This is a genomic window from Tistrella bauzanensis (assembly GCF_014636235.1).
GTDB classification, from domain to species: Bacteria; Pseudomonadota; Alphaproteobacteria; order Tistrellales; family Tistrellaceae; genus Tistrella; species Tistrella bauzanensis.
Window position 1 is genome coordinate 1 of the sequence record NZ_BMDZ01000043.1, and the last position, 17882, is coordinate 17882.

Genomic DNA, 17882 nt, shown 5'->3' on the forward strand with positions numbered 1-17882 from the left:
CACCTCACCCGAGGGAATCAGCCCCGCAGCGCGGGGGCAAGCGGACATCGACAGGGTTGGAGCCCATTCTGCAACAGGCTCAACAATGGCAACCAACCCTCCGGCAGGCGACGGACACCGGAATGGTGCAGTCCGCGACCGATCTCAGGTCTATAATCCACGAACTGCGACCTGGACCAAGCGGGACACCGATACCGGGCGCTTCATGGACGGCAAACGCGACGGCACCCCATTCAAGGGGGTTCGTAAAGAGAAGTGAAGACAGCCCGCCAGCTCCGCGCAGAAGCGGAGTTGGCGGGCTTTTTTTCCCATCTGGCACGCAAACGCTCGCGGTTCCAAGGTTAGGTGTTTGGTCCCGGCATTTGATGGTGCGGGTTTAGGTTGAAGCGATCTGGCTCGGTTGTCCGGCATTTGCAGATGTACTCGTATGGCGTGAGCCCGCGGAGGATCTTCAATCGACGCTCATAATTGTAGGCGTCGATGAAGTCGTGGAGGTGAGCGGTCAGTTGGGCATGGCTGTCGTAATGGTAGCGTTTGACGGTCGCCTCTTTGATGGTCCGGTTCATGCGTTCGACCTGACCGTTGGTCCACGGGTGCTTCACCTTGGTTAGGCGATGCTCGATGCCATGTTCGTCGCAGACCCGATCGAAGATATGGTGGAAGGCGTATTTATGGTGCGCCATATTGGTGAACTGGATGCCATTATCGGTCAGCACCGTGTGGATCGCATAGGGGATCGCTTCGATCAGGTTGCGCAGGAACTGGGCAGCGATCACCTTGCCGGCTTTCTCGTGCAGCTCGACAAAGGCGAACTTGCTGGTTCGGTCGATCGCGACGAACAGGCGCAACTTGCCCTCGGCGGTCTGCACTTCGGCGATGTCGATGTGGAAGTAGCCGATCGGATAGGTCTTGAACTTCCGCTTCGGCTCCTTGTCTCCAGTGACTTCGGGCAATCGGCTGATCCCGTGCCGTTGCAGGCAGCGATGCAGGGACGAGCGGGTCAGGTGCGGGATCGTCGCCTGCAGGGCGTAGAGGCAGTCATCCAGTGGTAGCAGCGTGTGCTTGCGGAAGGCGACGATGATCGCTTCCTCCTCGATGCTCAGCACCGTCGAATGAGCATCTTTCGGGCCCGTCGGCAGATCCTTGACCGCCGTGCGCTTCTTCCACTTGGCAACTGTCTTCTGGTTGATGCCATAGCGCTTCGCCAGCACCCTCAGGCTCTCTTGACTATGTTGTATCGCTCGATGGACTGCCGCTGTCGTGCGGGCGCTCCCGTGTAAAATTTGTCCCATAGTGCATCCTTCCATTCCTGGCTGAATAATGCACCATCAAATGCCGGGACCAAACATCTAGGTCATCACCTGCGCCTCGGCCAGCAGACGCTCGCGCTCGATCCGCGCCACGGCCAGATCGTCGCGCATCCGGGCGATGGTGCGGGCATCACGCGCGAACACCGCCGATGCCACGATGATCAGGCAGAACACCAGCAGCAGCATGATCTCGGCCATGGTGAGGCCAAGCACGATGCCACGGCGATAGGATGCGGCATTGCCCCGCACCCCACCATCGGATGGGCCGCCATCGGCTGGGCCACCATGGGAGAAGCCGGCATCACTGCGCCGCATCGTCGGCGGCCCTTTCGGCCTGCAATGCATCCAACTGTCCGCGCACGCTCTGGATGGTTTCGAACATGGCGACCGTCTCGGCCGACTGGCTGTCGGCCCGCGCCGCCAGCGCCACCACGCGCTGCGACGTCGCCTGCATCACCGCGGCCACCTCGCGCAGCAGGGCGTCACGCGCATCGTCGCGGGCGGCGTCGCGCACCCGATCGGCGGCCGTGGTGGCAGCCAGCCCCGACACCGCGCCCATGATGCGTGCGGCCTCAGCCTCGTGGCGGTGGGCCTGGGTCTCGCTTTGCGTATTCAGGGCGCTCAACGCCGCGGCGGTCTGGCCCAATGTGGCCTCCAGCCGGCTCATCAGCGCATCGCGGGCCTCGTCGCGCCGGGCGACATCCGCATCACGGGCGGCGGTCTGGGCGTCGCTGCGTGCCAGAACCGTCGCCAGTGCCTCGGTGTTCTCGCGCGTGCTGGCGCCGACCGACCGGGCAGCGGCGGCAAGCGCCTCCACCGCCGGCTCAAGCCGGATCTGGATCACCTGTTCCGGTGTCTGCATCGCGGTCAGCCGCTCGGCGGTCGCGGCAAGCGACGACGACACCCGTCCGGCATTGGCCGACAGCCCGTCGGTATCATCGGCCAGCTTGCGCGCGGCACCCCCCAGCGTGTCGGACACCCGGGTGGTCAGAGTGTCGAGTGTGGCACGCGACGATTGCGAGGCGGCCTCCAGCGGCTGGGCCACGCGCTGGCTGGTCTCGGTAATCTCGGCCAGCAGGCGTTCGGAAACCGTGCGGGTGGTGGTGAGGATCTCGTCGAAGCCTTCCGCCATCACCTGTTCGGTGGCACGGCGGAAATGCGACAACTCGCGCACCGTGTCGTCGAGTTCGCGGCGCAGCCGGCGCGCGGCGTTGGACATCTCGATGCGCGCCACATGCTCCACCTCCACGGGATCCGGCCGCATCTGGTTGAACATCACCCGCAGCAGCACCCCGGCGATGGTCGAGCCCAGAGCGATGCCGAAATTGCGGATGATGTCGTCGGCCGAGCCATCGGCCGTGAACTGATAGAGCGACACGCCAAGACTGGTGAGCGTGAACAGGAAGCCCATGTAATACAGGTTGTCGCCCGCCTGATCGCTGCGCAGCCGCAGCCGCCGGAAGGCCATCAGACAGCCGGCATAGATCAGCATCATCGCGACCGGCAGGCCGGTCACTGGAACCGGCCCCAGCATCAGCAGCTTGGCCGTGCCGATGAAGCCCATGCCGGCGATCACGAACAGCCCGAAAACGACCGGACCGGTCAGGGTCTCGGCGCGATGCTCCGCCATTCACCCGGCTCCTTGCAATTTGCGCGCCCGCGTGAAACTGCCGCCATTCTCGCTCACCCATCGGGCCCAGAACTCGACATGGGCAACGCTGTCGATCCGTGCCGTCGCCCGTTCCAGATAGAACAGAGTCACCGCAGCACCGTTCAGATCGGTGCGATAGCGGCGATGGGCCGGAGAGGCCGCAAAGCGGCTAAACGACAGATCGCCGCGATACTGTGAATAAGATGGCGTGTTCTCGATCATGTCCGATACCACGACCAGGGTCTTGGGCAGATCCTTCACCGCCCGGCCGGTGAAACTGTCGACAGCAATCTGCTGGATGGCCGCCATGATCGGCGAGACCGCGCCCTCGACCGGCGCCAATCCCTCGTCGAGTGCCTCGGCAAGCGGCGTCTCGAACGCGGCGACCCAGCGCTTGCGGGCCATGGCCGGATTGGCTGTCCACTCATCCAGGCCACTGCCGTCACCCGGATTGCAGCGGCTGAACAGCAACCGGCTTTCGGCCGCCTCCGGCATCAGAACCCGCAGATCCACCCGGCTATGTTCCGGGGCGGTGGTGGCGAGGTCCGACAGATGCGCCAGCACCTCGCGCCGGGTGAGGTCGGGCAGCGGGTCGGAACTGTCGATCAGGATCACGGTGATCGCCCGCGGCCCATCGACCGGGCACAGGGTCACCGGGTCCAGATCGGGCTGCGGCGTGCTGGTCGCCCAGAGATAGGCGCCGCCCCCCAGGATTCCGCATACCGCCAGGGTCACCACGGCAAGCCAGATCAGGCCGCCGACATCACGGGCGGCGCCACGCCGTCTACGCCGCCGTGCCATCCTCGGCCTCCCGCACCAGGGTATCGAGCTGGCGGTATTTCTCCACGGCCTGCGCGAAGGCATCGTTGATCTCGACGATGCCCGCCTCCAGCACCTGCTGGGCACTGCGGATCGCCGCGTTCAGCGCCTCGCGGTCGGTCTCGTCCAGCCTTGAGATCGTGGCCGGGATGCGCTGAAGCCCTATGCCCTCGGAAAACCGTGGTGGCGGCGCTGTCGTGCGCGCCGCCTGATTGGCGCCGCGATAGATCCGGAGCAGAGCGGTGCCGGCGGCATCCAGGGTCACCTGCGACTGTTCGAACAGGTTTTGCAGGCGCTGGCGGTTGGCGATGATGGCGTCGTAATCCTTGCGCCGCTCCGACAGGTCGCGGCTCACCTCGCCCAGCGTCTCGGTATAGTCCTTGCGGATGTCGTCGAGGGTGTCGATCAGGGCGATCTTGCGGCTGGTATAGGCGGCGCGGGCCGCATCCAGCCGGGTCTGCACGCCGGCATAGCCCGGATAGGGGTCGCGGAACTGCCAGCCATCGGCAAAGGCCAGCACCGAAAAAAGCAGGCCGATGCCGAACAGGATCCACGACTGGATGTCGGCCATCACCAACGGCGCCTCGACCAGCCGCCGCATCACCTCGCGCCCGGCATCATCGGCCAGCACCTCCGCCGCTTCCCGGTAATGGGCCAGGGCCAGATTGATCACTGTCGCAAGCATCACATACAGCAGCAACGCCAGAATGCCGATGCCTTTGATGACGCCGTGGCGATGCGCAAGGCAAGACACGCCCCAATAGGCCAGTGCGAAGGCGACACCGATATTGAGTGCCGCGAAGAAGAATGCTTGCGAGGCGCCACCAAGCAGCCCCGCCTGATTGCCGACCGCCAAAAAGCTGCCATTGGCGATCGTCTCGATCAGCAGCAGCAGCACGATAACGGCAATCGACAGGCTGTGACGCAGGGGGGTGTGCACCCGCGCCACCCGTTTCAATCCGTGGCGGGATCGGAAGTCGTCGCGCTCGGCCTCGGTCTCGCGCAGATGCCGGCGCAGACCGTGAAGCTCGTCCAGCCCCTTCGCCGCCTCGGCGCGGAATTCCGACAGACATTCCGGCGCGGCCATCCGGATCTCGTTGAAGCGGTCCTCGAAAGCCAATCCGGCCAGCCGCTCGGAATAAGTGTGAAGCTGTTCCTCATAGATTTCATAGGCGCGGTTGTTCTGGGCGTTCACCTCTTCCGCCACCCGCGCTTCCATGTCGTCGGGGACCAGGCTGTCTGTCGGTGGCTGCTCCGCCGCCCCTCGCGCCCGCCCTTCGGCCTCCAGCCGCATTTCGGTGGCGACACGGGTCACGTCCAGTGCCGGAAAGACCTGCAGCGAGGGTCGATTGACATGCACCGGTCGGTGCAGGGTGCCGGTCAAACGGCTCAGTGCCGACTTCAGCATGTATGACAGCCCATCGTTGCCATAAAGGAGACCTGTGCAGCACCCGGCAACCCGGTGGCGAATGCGCTTCAGCGCTGCATTATATGTCGGCGAATTCGCCGCGATACAGCAATCTTAAGTCGCATGTTATGACATATATTTCATGTTATGGATGTGGACGTGACGGTCGAAAGGCCGGCTCTGCCCTGCATGCGGCGGTCGGCGCCGTGCCTGCCCCCACAGGATGATCGCAATGAGAAGCTGCGCTTCGGTATACCAATTCTTGAACAAAGTGAGGTCGAAGGACGGTCTGCCGGCGCACAAAATTTCTTTTGCGGTGCACAACGGCATGATTCTGATCCACCGCCCAGACCGCGACATGCCCCTCTGAAATAAACAGGACGCAAACTGCCGCCTGAATTGGCGAAACATGCGGCCGAAACCTCGGAATCGATGTCGAACGCAGGGCGCTGGTTTCGGTGTTGCCACCACGCGGCGGTTTGGTTACTTAGGTCCGAAGCCTTCCAGGGAGGGCACGGATCGGCCCGGTGCTGGGGGGAAATGATGCACCGCAAGCCTGTCCGATCATGTAACGGCTGGACGCGCGAAACCTGAGCGCGCAGCATTCCATCAGGGGCAACCGTCGCCCGCCGTCCGGCCCCCGCGGGACGATGCGGCGACATGCGGCCAACTTCGACATATGGAAGCGATGTCGGCCTTGATTTCCGTACAAAACCTCGTGAAGCGCTTCGGGGGCCTTGCGGCCGTCGATGACTGCTCGCTCGACGTGCCGAAAGGTTCCGTGACCGGCCTGATCGGGCCCAATGGTGCCGGCAAGAGCACGCTGTTCAACATCATCGCCGGTGCGCTGCCGCCGACCAGCGGCCGCGTGCTGCTGGAAGGCCGCGACATCACCGGCATGAAGCCGCACCGGCTGTTCGACATGGGCGTGGTGCGCACCTTCCAGATCCCGCATGAGCTGGGCCGGATGACGGTGCTCGAAAACCTGATGATGGTGCCGCCGGATCAGGCGGGCGAAAGCCTGATCGCCGCCTGGACCGCCTGGGGCCGGGTGAAGCGACAGGATGCCGTTATCCGCCGCAAGGCGATGGAGGTGCTCGACGTCCTGGAGATCACTCATGTTGCCGGCGAGCTGGCGGCCAACCTGTCCGGCGGGCAGAAGAAGCTGTTGGAACTGGGCCGCACCATGATGGTCGACGACTGCAAGCTGGTGCTGCTGGATGAACCGGGCGCCGGTGTCAACCGCACCCTGCTGGTCAAGCTGGCCGATGTCATCCGCACGCTCAACCGCGAGCGCGGCATGACCTTCTGCATCATCGAGCATGACATGGACCTGGTGGCGGAACTGTGCGATCCGGTGATCGTGATGGCGCAGGGCACCGTGCTGACCCAGGGGACCATGGCCGAGATCCGCGCCAACCAGACGGTTCTGGATGCGTATCTGGGATCGGCCGGTGATCCGGAAGCCTTCCGCCGCAAGGCGTGACGCACACGCAGTCGAACGAGGAACAGAATGGCTCTGCTCGAAGTCGAGGGCGTCCGCGGCGGCTATGGCGAAGTGGACATCCTGAACGGCATCAACATGCGGGTGGATGAGGGCGAGATCGTCGTCATCATCGGCCCCAACGGTGCCGGCAAGTCGACGGCCATGAAGGCGGTGTTTGGCCTGGTGAAGATCCGCCAGGGCCATGTCCGCTTTCAGGGCACCGATATCACCAATCTGCGGCCCGACCGCATCGTCCATCACGGCATGTGCTATGTGCCGCAGGAGAACAATGTTTTCCCGACCCTGACGGTTCAGGAAAACCTGGAAATGGGCGCCTTCATCCGCCGTGATGATTTCCGCCCCACCATGGAGCGGATCTATGACCTGTTCCCGGTGATGCGCGAGAAGCGCCGCCAGCCAGCGGGATCGCTGTCGGGCGGCCAGCGCCAGATGGTGGCGATGGGCCGGGCGCTGATGCTGGAACCCAAGCTGCTGCTGCTGGACGAACCGACCGCGGGCCTGGCGCCGGCGGTCATCGATCAGATGTTCCAGAACATCATCAAAATCAACAAACTGGGCGTCGGCATCCTGATGGTCGAGCAGAACGCCAAGCAGGCTCTGGCCATGTCGCATCGCGGCTATGTTCTGGTCCAGGGCCGCGACCGCTTCACCGACACCGGGTCGGCCTTGCTCGATAATCGCGAGGTGGCCGAGATGTTCCTGGGCGGAGGTCAGGCAGAATGACCGATCTTATTCAGCTCACCATCTATGGCATTGTTCTGGGCAGCATCTTCGCGCTGGGCGCGGTGGGCCTGTCGCTGATCTATGCCATCCTGCGCTTTCCACATTTCGCCCATGGCGACTTCATGACGCTGGGTGCCTATCTCTCATTGGGCATTGTCACCACCTTCGGCGTGCCGCCGATCATCGCCCTGCCCTTCGGCGCCGCTGGCGCGGTTCTGTTCGCGATCGCCATCGACCAGACCATCTATCGCCGGCTGCGCAAGACCCAGCCGGTCATCCTGCTGATCTCGTCGGTGGGCACCGCCCTGATCCTGCGGGCGCTGTTGCAGATGGTGTTCGGCTCGGAAACCCAGGTCTATCAGTCGGGCATCCAGATGCCCTATCGCTTCGGCGATTTCCGGATCAAGCCGGCGCATTTCATGATCGTCGGCGTTGCCGCGGCCCTGGTGCTGGCGCTGCATCTGTTCCTGCAGAAGACCCGGGTCGGCAAGGCGATGCGCGCGATGAGCGACAATCGCGATCTGGCGCAGGTCACCGGCATCTCGGTCGACCGGATCGTGGTCTGGACCTGGGGCATCGGCATCGCGCTGGCGGCCACCGCCGGCGTGCTGCTTGGCATGGACACCCGCCTGCACCCGACCATGGGCTGGAACATCCTGCTGCCGGTGTTCGCGGCCGCCATTCTGGGCGGCATCGGCAGCCCTTACGGCGCCATCGCCGGCGGGCTGGTGATCGGCATCGTGCAGGAATGGTCGACCACCTTCATATCGCCGGCCTATAAGCCGGCGGTCGCCTTCGCCATCATGGTTCTGATGCTGCTGGTCCGCCCGACCGGCCTGTTCGCGGGGAGGAAGGTCTGATGGAAATGGGGGGCCTTACCACCTATGCGGTGTTTTTCCTCACCTCGGTTGGTATCTATGCCATCGTCTGTCTGGCGCTCAACGTGCAGTGGGGGCTGTCGGGACAGTTCAATTTCGGCATCGTCGCCTTCTATGCGCTGGGCGCCTATACCTCGGCGATCCTGACCGGCCCGCCCAGCAGCACCTATCTGGGCGGTTTCGGGTTGCCACTGCCGATCGGGCTGATCGGGGGCATGATCGTGGCCGGGCTGCTCGGCCTGTTCATCGGGCTGATCTGTCTCAATCTACGCGCCGATTATCTGGCCATCGCCACCATCGGCATCGCCGAGATCGTTCGCCTGTTCCTGAAGAACGAGGCCTGGCTGACCAATGGCGTGCGCGGCGTGCCGGGCATTCCGCGGCCATTCTTCAACAGCGGCTATTTCGAGTTGGGCTATCTGGCACTGGTTCTGGTGCTGGTGGTGGTGGTCTATCTGCTGATCGAACGCGCCCGCCTGTCGCCCTGGGGCCGGGTGCTGCGGGCGATCCGCGAGAATGAGGACACGGCAGCGGCCGCCGGCAAGAACGTCGTCGGCTTCCGCATCCAGGCCTTCGTGTTCGGTGCGGCGCTGATGGGGCTGGCCGGCGGGCTCTATGCCCATTTCATTGGCTTCATCAGCTCGGAAGCCTTTATGCCCGAGGTCGGCACCTTCCTGGTCTGGGTGATGCTGATCGCCGGCGGCAGCGGCAACAATCGCGGTGCCATCCTTGGCGCCTTCGCGATCTGGGTGTTGTGGTCGGGCAGCGAGTTCATCATCAGCCAGGTTCTGCCGGCCAGCCTGACGACCCAGGCCGGCGCGCTGCGTCTGCTGCTGATCGGCGTGCTGTTGCAGGTGATCCTGCTGACCCGCCCCGCCGGTCTGCTGTCGGAAGAAGGCTTGTATCGTCGCGGCCGGACCGCGCAGGCGGACCCGAAATCGCACCGCCGCATGGTGCGCTGACCGGATACCTGATCAAGAAAGCCGGGAACGGGGATGGCGATCGTGCCATCCCCGTTCCTGTTTCGGGATGCGCACCGACCGCTGCGCATCCCTGCCATGGCATACCGGCGTTTGCAGGCAGCACCGGAACCGGAAATCCTATGGTCTCGCAGTTCCGCACGGAGACCGAGACCTTGATGCCCGCCGCTTCAGCCCGCCATCCGCGTCTGCCCGCCATCATCGCCGGCCTGTTGTTGATCGCATCGTTGAGCGTGCGCGCGCTGCCGGAACTGGGCCTGCATCCCGGCGGGCTGACGGCAGAGGCGGCCACCGCCGCCGCGCTGGTGGTGGCGACGCTGGGGCTGTGGGCAACCGGGCTGCTGCCTGAAGCGGTCACCGCTCTCGGCTTCTTCACCATTGCGATGCTCACCGGGCTGGCACCGCCCGAGGTGGTGTTCTCAGGGCTCACCTCCTCGGCCTTCTGGCTGATCTTCTCAGGGCTGGTGATCGGGGTCGCGGTGCGCCAGAGCGGGCTCGGCGCCTATATCGCCGGCCATCTGGCCCGGCGGGTGGGCGGTACCTATCGCGGCGCATTGATCGGCTGCCTGATCTTCGGGCTGGTCATGGCCTTCCTGATGCCCTCGGCCATGGGCCGGATCGTGTTGATCCTGCCGGTTCTGGCCGCTCTGGGCGAGCATCTGGGCTTCACGGCCGGCACGCGCCGCCACACCGGCCTGATGCTGGCGGGCGTGATCGGCACCTTCCTGCCCTCTTTCACCATCCTGCCCGCGAATGTGCCCAACAATGTGATGGTCGGCATCATCGAGGCGGCATCAGGGCCGGTGCCGACGTTCTCGTCCTATCTGGTGACGAATTTTCCGGTGCTCGGGCTGTTGAAGACGGTCGTGCTGGCGGGTGTGCTGCTGGCGCTCTATGGCCGCGACCGGGTGGCAATGGCCGGCCGACCGGCAACGCCGGAGCCGATGACGAGGGCGCAGCGCCGGTTGGCGGGCCTGCTGTGTCTGGCGCTGTGCTTCTGGATGACCGACGCGCTGCACCACATCTCGCCGGCCTGGATCAGCATGACGGTGGCGGTGATCTGCCTGATCCCGCGATCGGGCTTCCTGCCGCCGCGTGCCCTGCAGACGCTGAACATGGAGCCGGTGTTCTATGCGGCCGGCATCATCGGCCTCGGGGCGCTGATCGTCCATGCCGGGCTCGGCGGCTGGCTGGCCGGCGTGCTGCTGGATGCGGCCGGGCTGGTGCCGGGTGAGGCGATCGGCAATTTCGCCCGGATGAGCGGGCTTGCAACTGCGATCGCCTTTGCAACCACCCTGTCCGGCGTGCCGGCGGTCCTCACGCCGCTCACCAGCGATCTCAGCGCCGCCACCGGGCTCAGCCCCGCCGCCATTCTGGCGGCCCAGGTCGCCGGATTCTCCACCGTCGTTCTGCCCTATCAGGCGCCACCACTGATGATGGCGATCCTGATCGGGCCGCTGCCGGCGCGGGATGTGGCGCGGCTGTGCCTGATCACCGCCGCCATCACCATCCTGATCCTGTGGCCGTTGCAGGCCTTGTGGCTGCGCCTGATCGGCGTGATCTGACAGGCGGGGCCCCTCACCCCTTCACGCACACCACCTGCTTCAGCGTGTGGACGATCTCGACCAGGTCGGCCTGAGCCGCCATCACCGCGTCGATATCCTTGTAGGCACGCGGAGTTTCGTCCAGAACCCCGGCATCCTTGCGGCATTCGACACCGGCGGTGTCGCGCAGATGATCATCCAGCGTGAAGCGACGGTGAGCCTCGGTCCGCGACATCACCCGTCCGGCACCATGCGCGCACGAGCAGAAGCTGTCGGCATTGCCGCGCCCGCGGACGATGAAGGATTTCGCCCCCATCGATCCGGGGATGATGCCCATCACACCCTCGGCCGCCCGCACCGCACCCTTGCGCGTCACCAGCACCTCCTGGCCGAAATGCCGCTCACGCGCCACATAGTTGTGGTGGCAGTTCACCGCTTCCAGATGCGCCGTGAACGGTCGATCGAACACCTGGCGTGCGGCCGCGATCGCGTGGGTCATCATCACCGCGCGGTTCGCCATGGCGAAGCGCTGCGCCCAGTCCACCGCCTGCACATAATCGTCGAAATGCTCGGTGCCCTCGGCCAGATAGGCCAGATCGGCATCGGGCAGGTTGATGAAGAACCGCTCCATCTCGCGCCGGGCCAGGGCGATGAAATGGGTGCCGATCATGTTGCCCACGCCGCGCGATCCGGAATGGAGCATGAACCAGACCCGGTCGGCTTCATCCAGGCACATTTCCAGAAAATGATTGCCGGTGCCGAGCGTGCCCAGATGCACCAGCGCATTGGCCTTGGCGAGCGCCGGATGACGATCGGTGATCCGGTCGAAATCCGGTGCCAGATCCGCCCAGGCACGGGTGGCGGCCTCAGGCGGCACCGCCCAGGATCCCGTATCGCGCTTGCCGCGCCCGACACGGCGGCCATGCGGCACGGCCTGCTCCAGCGCCGTGCGCAACGGCGCCAGCGTGTCCGGCAGATCGGCCGCGGTCAACGAGCTGCGCACCGCCATCATGCCGCAGCCGATATCCACCCCCACTGCCGCCGGAATGATCGCGCCCCGGGTCGGGATCACCGATCCGATGGTCGATCCCTTGCCGAAATGGACGTCGGGCATCACCGCCAGCCATTTGTAGATGAAGGGCAGCGAGGCCGTGTTCAGCAGTTGCTGCATCGGCAGCTCGGCCACCGGCACGCCCCGGGTCCACATCTTCACCGGTGCGGCACCGGCATGGCGCGCGGGTTCATAAACCTGGCTCAACAGATCATAGCTGCCGCTCATGGTTCTGATCCTTCTGGTCGGGCGGCTGCCCGGTGGTCGTCTCAAGAGGTGTCAACAGGGCCGGCTTTGCCAGAAGCGTGCCGGTTCAGGCCCGACCGCGCGCGCTACGCCATAACGCCTTGTTCCGACATCTATAAACAGCAGCCGCATGCATCGGGCTTGCATCCTGTGTTGGCCGCGTGAATTATCTTTCTATCTCGTTGCTTATCCTATGGGATCATCGCAATGGCCAAGCGCCGCGTCGCTCTGGGTTTTGTCGGCACAACGCTGGATGCCGGCCGCATGCCTGCCCGCTGGAAGCGATGGCGACCGACCATCTCGCTCTGCCAGCAGGCGGCCGCCATCGGGCTCGATCGGCTGGAACTGATCCATGACACCCATTCGCAGGGTCTGTATCAGCAATTGGCCAGTGACATCGCCGAGGTGGCACCGGCTTTGACCCTGCGCCCGCATCTGATATCGCTGACCAACCCGTGGGATCTGGAAGAGGTTTATGCGGCTCTGCATGATTTCGCGCGCCGCTATCCATTCGATACCGAGACGGAAGACTATCTGATCAACATCACCACCGGCACTCATGTGATGCAGATCTGCTGGTTCCTGCTGGTCGAGGCTCGCTACATTCCGGCAAAGCTGTTGCAGATCTCGCCGCCCCGGGCGCGTGATCGTGACGACAGCCCCGGCAGCCACACCATCGTGGATATCGACCTGTCGCGCTATGACCGGATCGCCACACGCTTCCGCGCCGAGGAAGCCGAGGGCGTGTCGGTCCTGAAAGCCGGTATCGAAACGCGCAATGCCGCGTTCAACCAATTGATCGACCGCATCGAACAGGTGGCGATCCGGTCGTCGGCACCCGTGCTGCTGACCGGCCCGACTGGTGCCGGCAAATCACAACTCGCCCGGCGGATCTATGCGCTGAAGAAGGCCCGCCGGCAGATCGCGGGGCCGCTGGTCGAGGTGAACTGTGCCACGCTGCGCGGCGACGCGGCGATGTCGGCCCTGTTCGGGCATGTCCGCGGCGCCTTCACCGGGGCCATCACCGACCGCTCCGGCCTGCTGAAAGCCGCCGACGGCGGTGTGCTGTTTCTGGACGAAATCGGCGAACTGGGCCTGGACGAACAGGCCATGATCCTGCGCGCGGTCGAAGATCGCCGCTTCCTGCCGGTCGGCAGTGATCGCGAGGTGGAAAGCCGGTTCCAACTGATCGCCGGCACCAATCGCGATCTTGGCCAGGCAGTGCGTGCCGGCCGTTTCCGGGATGACCTGCTGGCCCGGATCAATCTGTGGAGCGTCGATCTGCCGGCCCTGCGCGCGCGCCCTGAAGACATCGACCCGAATATCGATGTCGAGTTGCGCCGCCATGCCGAGCGCGAGGGCCGGCAGGTGTCGTTCAATCGCGAGGCGCGGCAGCGCTATCTGGCCTTCGCAACCGCCCCCACAGCACTCTGGCCCGGTAATTTCCGCGATCTCGGCGCCTCGATCACCCGCATGGCAACACTGGCCCCATCAGGGCGGATCACCGAAGCCGTGGTGATCGAGGAAATCGCGCGGCTGGCCAGCCAATGGCGGGCAGCCGCGCCGCCTGCCCCGGCCGATGATCTGTCGGCCGTGCTCGATGCCGGGCGGCTGGCCATGATCGACCCGTTCGACCGGGTGCAGCTTGCCGAGGTGGTGCGGGTCTGCCGGACCGCACCGAGCTTGAGCGCCGCCGGCCGGATGCTGTTTCCCGTCTCCCGCGCCGCCAGGACCGCGCCCAATGACGCCGACCGGCTGCGCAAATATCTGGCGCGCTTCGGCCTGGACTGGGCGGCGATCAAGGCTGCCACGCCGGGCGTCGAAGACGGCGCGCCATAACTCACGGGTGCCGTCACTAGCGGGCGTTTCATGCGGACATCGCCACTGTGGCTGGTCCGCGACCGGAGGTTGGGGCATGCTGGCGGCCCGTATTCACCAGTCGGAGGTCTGCAATGTCGTTGCGCCAGATCGCCCCGGACATGGACCCCGTCATTGTCGGTCAGATCGACCGGCGACTGGACGCTCTGTGCAGCGATCATCGGGTGACCATTCCGCTCGCCATCGAAAGCGGCAGCCGGGCCTGGGGCTTTCCATCACCCGACAGCGACTATGACTGCCGCTTCGTCTATGTCCGCAGCCTCGACCAGTATCTGACGCCCTGGCCGCCCCGCGACGTGATCGAAACCCCGCTGGATGCGATTTTCGACGTCAATGGCTGGGATCTGGGCAAGGCCCTGCACCTGTTGGTGAAGGGCAATGCGGTGATCCTGGAATGGCTGATGTCACCGGTGATCTATCGCGGCGACAACCGGTTCCGGCAGGCCTTTCTCGATCTCGCCGAACGTCATGCCAACCCGGCCCTGATCGCCCGCCACTATCTGCATCTGGGTGAACACCAGCGTGCCACGGCCTTTGGCGATGGCCGATCGGTGCCGCAGAAGAAGATCTTCTATGCGCTGCGGCCGGCCATGGCGCTCAGATGGCTGCGCCTGCATCCGCAGGCACAGTTCCCACCGATGCAGTTCCAGACCCTGATGTCGGAAGGCGAGGTGCCGGCAGAGGTCAGGGCAGTGGCAGAGGCGCTGCTGGCGCGCAAGACGGTCAGCCATGAGCTAGGCAGCGCGCCGCTCGATCCGGTGATCGGTGCCTTCATCGACAGCGAATTCACGCGCGCGCGGACATATTTTCCCGGCGAGCGCGTCGCCATGCCGGCAGAGGCTAAAGAGGATGCGGCGGCATTCTTCCACGCCACGGTGCTGAGCCAGACCCCTGCCCTGGCTCACGCCGCATCAATGGCCGGCACCTGAAGCCGCAGCAGGGCCGCGAGATCGCAGCGCGGCCGGATCAGATCGGCCAGGGTATAGCGGTCCATATGGGCAAAGAACGCCTCTTCCGCCTCGGCCAGCGCGCCCCGCAGGGTGCAGGCGGGCAGGATCGCGCAATGGCCACCCGGCTCGAAACACTCAAGCAGGCTGCTGTCCCGTTCCGTCTCGCGCAGCACCTGCCCCACGCGGATATCGGCCGGCAGGCGGGCCAGCCTGAGCCCGCCGCCCTTGCCGCGCACGGTCTCCAGATAGCCCAGCCGGCCAAGCTGGTGGACCACCTTCATCAGATGATTGCGCGAGATGCCATAGGCCTCGGCAATCTGGCCGATGGTCACCAGCGGCCCCGGTGCCACCCCCACAAAGATCAGGCTGCGCAGCGCATAGTCGGAAAACGTGGTCAGACGCATGACAATCGGAGCCTTCGACGGCGGGACAGGCCGGCGCGAAACACGACGGTACATCTTCAAGAGACGGTGCATCTTTAAGATATATCGCTGATGCCTGTCTGTGTAGGCCAGCCGACCCCTAAATGCATGAAAACGGCAGCCGGTTCGCACCGGCTGCCGTTTTCGTCGGACCGCAGGCCCCGATATGCCGGAACCGGCATGCCGGGCTTGTCGGATTGTCGATGGTCAGAGCTTGGGCTCGACGATCTCGCGCGTCTCGACCGTGCCGTTCTTGAACTCATAGATCGCGAAGGTGCCGGACACGTCGCCCGCGGCATCGAAATCGAGCGAACCCGATGCGCCGACATAGTCGATGTCCTTGCCCTCCTTGATCAGCGCCACCGCCTTCTGCCACTCACCCGGCATCACCTTCTCGCCCGGCGCATTGGCGACCTCGCGCAGCGCGTCGCGGATCTTGGTGCCATCGGTCGAACCGGCCTTCTCCATGGCCAGCGCCAGGACATAGACCGCATCATAGGTGGTGTCGATATAGGGCTTCGGCGGCAGTTCCTTGTACTTCGCCTCATAGGCCTCGCGGAACAGCTTGGCGGCCGGGCTGTCGGCCAGGGCTTCCGGCGCGATGCCGACCGTGTCCTTCAGATACTCCTCGCCGATCGCCGCCGACATCTCGGGCGCCTTCAGGCCATCGGAGAACACGAACTTGCTGAACAGGCCCTCTTCCAGCGCCTGCCGCACGACCGTGGTGCCATTCTCAGGATAGGCAATCAGCACCAGAGCCTCGGCGCCATCCTTCGATGCATTGGTCAGCTCGCCGCGATAGGATGCGCTGCCAGCCTCGAAGGCCAGCGTAGCCGCGACCTTGCCGCCATTCTTCTCGAAGGTCTTGGTGAACTCTTCCGCCAGACCCTGGCCATAGTCGTTGTTGATGTACATGATCGACACGGTCTTGTAGCCCTCATCGGCTGCAAGCTTGCCCATCACGGTACCCTGAAGGGCATCGGACGGCACCGAGCGGAACATGAAGTCCTTGTCGTCCAGCGAGGTGATCACCGGCGAGGTCGACGCCGGCGAAATCTGCGGCACCGACCGCGTGGCGGAGACAGTGGTCGCCACCGGAATGCTGACGCCCGACGACAACGCGCCGACCAGGCCGTTCACACCCGCCACCGACACCAGCCGCTGGGCGGCATCAACGCCCGCCTGGGCATTGGTCTGGGTGTCGGCGACCTCAAGGCCGAGCTTGCCGCCAAGCAGGCCGCCCTGGCTGTTGATCTCTTCCAGCGCCAGCTCGGCACCGGTGACCGAGGCCACGCCATAGGCCTGCAGGTCGCCAGTCAGCGGCATAAGGGCGCCGATCTTGCCCCCGGCCGCCCAGGCCGGTGCCGCGGCGACGATCATCGTGGCTGCAACGGCCGCCGTGGCGGTCCGGATCGGATTGAGCTTCATCGCTTCCCCATCTCTCGTATTTTGGTTGCGATCGTCATTGTGATCGGAACCGGGTGGCCGGCATGTCCGACACCGCATCACCATATGAGTGCCGCAGTGTCCGCAGCCCATTGATGCCGCCGGTCCGACAGCCATGAACCACGCACGCCCGCACCCGTCACCATCTCCTCATGGCGGGTGCCGGCGCGCCTCCCCGGTTCCGGCTGGCCTCATTATGCACGGCACATGCCCGCTCCCAAAGCCCGATCACTCGCCGCAGGCACGATGGACGGGCCGTGCAGATCGCGCACGGGTCTGGTGCCATGCAGAAGCTGCATTGTTGCAGTGCGAAATAGACCCCTCCCGGAACCGATCGATCAGGCGTATCTCTAGCTCATCGAAACGATACGACGCGCCGCCGACGAGGCGCCCCGACCGAGCCCCCAGCAACCGCGACCGGCCCCCGCCGGCACGCGACCGGTCGAGAGGCATCACTCGGACGATGACGGCGCAACCAAGGAGACCAAAGTCATGACCGCCTTCATTCCCGGCGTCATCTCGCTCAAGAACCTGATCGCCCGGACGGTCCGGTGGCGCCTGGAGCGTCGGACCTATGCCGAGCTGAAGTCGCTCGACGACCGCATGCTGGCCGATATCGGCATCTCGCGTGGCGAGATCCGCTCGGTCGCCTCGCATGGCCGCCATGGCCATGAGGCCGCCGGCTTCGGCGCCTGACCGGCAGACCTGTCTCCGATCGGCCCGCTGCCTGGTCGGAGACACGGCAAGTTTCGCGTCGAAAGGCTGCCCTCCCTCGGCCCGACGACGCGCCTAACTGAAGCGCTTCCCCCGCTTCAGACGACCGGAGCCCTCCGCCGCCCTCCCTCGGTATAGGGCTCCAACACCAGGACGGTGTCTGCTGCGCCTCGCCCCCTGCCCTCCCTCAGGGGCACGAGAGCTGCGCGACACCAGACGACGGAGCCGGTTGATCCCCACTTGCGATCCCCCGGCGATGCTCTGAACGACGGCCCGGCCGCCCTCCCTCGGCCCGCCCGTCGGCCCCCTCCCCAGGGGCATTGCGTCGCTGCCGCAAGCCAACCGGACCCCGCAT

At 65.2% G+C, this 17882-nt stretch carries 16 protein-coding genes; 8 read left to right on the plus strand and 8 right to left on the minus strand.

Annotation, left to right across the window (positions count from 1 at the left end; translation table 11 throughout):
- Window positions 1-341: 341 nt before the first annotated feature.
- From IEW15_RS16580 to IEW15_RS16600, 5 genes are read right to left on the minus strand one after another with little or no spacing between them, the layout of a single operon-like run.
- Window positions 342-1292 carry an IS481 family transposase gene (locus tag IEW15_RS16580; RefSeq protein ID WP_188579908.1) on the minus strand — a complete coding sequence of 317 codons (951 nt, stop codon included), beginning with the start codon at window positions 1290-1292 and terminating at the stop codon, window positions 342-344.
- 57 nt (window positions 1293-1349) lie between these two features.
- Window positions 1350-1625, minus strand: a complete 276-nt coding sequence (locus IEW15_RS25975) for a hypothetical protein (protein ID WP_229708180.1) — start codon at window positions 1623-1625, stop codon at window positions 1350-1352.
- The gene (locus IEW15_RS16590; protein WP_188579909.1) at window positions 1612-2940 is read right to left on the minus strand and encodes a coiled-coil domain-containing protein; all 1329 of its coding nucleotides are present in this window, start codon (window positions 2938-2940) and stop codon (window positions 1612-1614) included. Before IEW15_RS16590 ends, IEW15_RS25975 begins: the two co-directional genes overlap by 14 nt.
- Window positions 2941-3762 carry a hypothetical protein gene (locus tag IEW15_RS16595; protein ID WP_188579911.1) on the minus strand — a complete coding sequence of 274 codons (822 nt, stop codon included), beginning with the start codon at window positions 3760-3762 and terminating at the stop codon, window positions 2941-2943.
- A complete protein-coding gene (locus IEW15_RS16600; RefSeq protein WP_188579913.1) occupies window positions 3746-5188 on the minus strand; it encodes a hypothetical protein in 1443 nt (480 codons plus the stop codon). The genes IEW15_RS16595 and IEW15_RS16600 overlap by 17 nt, the downstream gene beginning before the upstream one ends.
- Before the next feature lie 697 nt (window positions 5189-5885).
- Between IEW15_RS16600 and IEW15_RS16605 the strand changes: the two genes are divergently transcribed.
- The 5 genes from IEW15_RS16605 (at window position 5886) to IEW15_RS16625 (ending at window position 10841) form a co-directional block, all read left to right on the plus strand.
- Window positions 5886-6674, plus strand: a complete 789-nt coding sequence (locus tag IEW15_RS16605; RefSeq protein WP_188579915.1) for an ABC transporter ATP-binding protein — start codon at window positions 5886-5888, stop codon at window positions 6672-6674.
- A 27-nt stretch (window positions 6675-6701) separates the two neighbouring features.
- Window positions 6702-7418, plus strand: coding sequence for an ABC transporter ATP-binding protein (locus tag IEW15_RS16610; protein ID WP_188579917.1), 717 nt, complete (start codon window positions 6702-6704; stop codon window positions 7416-7418).
- Window positions 7415-8278 (plus strand): branched-chain amino acid ABC transporter permease, encoded by an 864-nt coding sequence (locus IEW15_RS16615; RefSeq protein WP_188579919.1) that lies wholly within the window; start codon window positions 7415-7417, stop codon window positions 8276-8278. The genes IEW15_RS16610 and IEW15_RS16615 overlap by 4 nt, the downstream gene beginning before the upstream one ends.
- Window positions 8278-9258, plus strand: a complete 981-nt coding sequence (locus IEW15_RS16620) for a branched-chain amino acid ABC transporter permease (protein WP_188579920.1) — start codon at window positions 8278-8280, stop codon at window positions 9256-9258. The genes IEW15_RS16615 and IEW15_RS16620 overlap by 1 nt, the downstream gene beginning before the upstream one ends.
- A 176-nt stretch (window positions 9259-9434) precedes the next feature.
- Entirely contained in the window at window positions 9435-10841 is a 1407-nt protein-coding gene (locus tag IEW15_RS16625) for an SLC13 family permease (protein WP_188579922.1), read from the plus strand.
- A 13-nt stretch (window positions 10842-10854) separates the two neighbouring features.
- Here the strand turns inward: IEW15_RS16625 and IEW15_RS16630 are convergent, their stop codons facing one another.
- Entirely contained in the window at window positions 10855-12099 is a 1245-nt protein-coding gene (locus IEW15_RS16630) for an RtcB family protein (protein WP_188579924.1), read from the minus strand.
- Between the two features lie 225 nt (window positions 12100-12324).
- Here IEW15_RS16630 and rtcR point away from each other — a divergent pair, with 225 nt between their 5' ends.
- Window positions 12325-13956 carry an RNA repair transcriptional activator RtcR gene (gene rtcR, locus IEW15_RS16635; RefSeq protein ID WP_188579926.1) on the plus strand — a complete coding sequence of 544 codons (1632 nt, stop codon included), beginning with the start codon at window positions 12325-12327 and terminating at the stop codon, window positions 13954-13956.
- A 113-nt stretch (window positions 13957-14069) separates the two neighbouring features.
- Entirely contained in the window at window positions 14070-14924 is an 855-nt protein-coding gene (locus IEW15_RS16640) for a nucleotidyltransferase domain-containing protein (protein ID WP_188579928.1), read from the plus strand.
- On the opposite strand, the gene IEW15_RS16645 is transcribed toward IEW15_RS16640, so the two are convergent.
- Window positions 14897-15349: an Rrf2 family transcriptional regulator gene (locus tag IEW15_RS16645; protein WP_188579930.1), complete on the minus strand. Its 453-nt coding sequence runs from the start codon at window positions 15347-15349 to the stop codon at window positions 14897-14899. The two genes, IEW15_RS16640 and IEW15_RS16645, sit on opposite strands and share 28 nt — an antisense overlap.
- A gap of 225 nt (window positions 15350-15574) precedes the next feature.
- Window positions 15575-16795: an ABC transporter substrate-binding protein gene (locus tag IEW15_RS16650; protein WP_188579932.1), complete on the minus strand. Its 1221-nt coding sequence runs from the start codon at window positions 16793-16795 to the stop codon at window positions 15575-15577.
- Window positions 16796-17305: 510 nt separating this feature from the next.
- Between IEW15_RS16650 and IEW15_RS16655 the strand changes: the two genes are divergently transcribed.
- Window positions 17306-17509: a DUF1127 domain-containing protein gene (locus tag IEW15_RS16655; RefSeq protein WP_188579934.1), complete on the plus strand. Its 204-nt coding sequence runs from the start codon at window positions 17306-17308 to the stop codon at window positions 17507-17509.
- The last annotated feature ends 373 nt before the right edge of the window (window positions 17510-17882 follow it).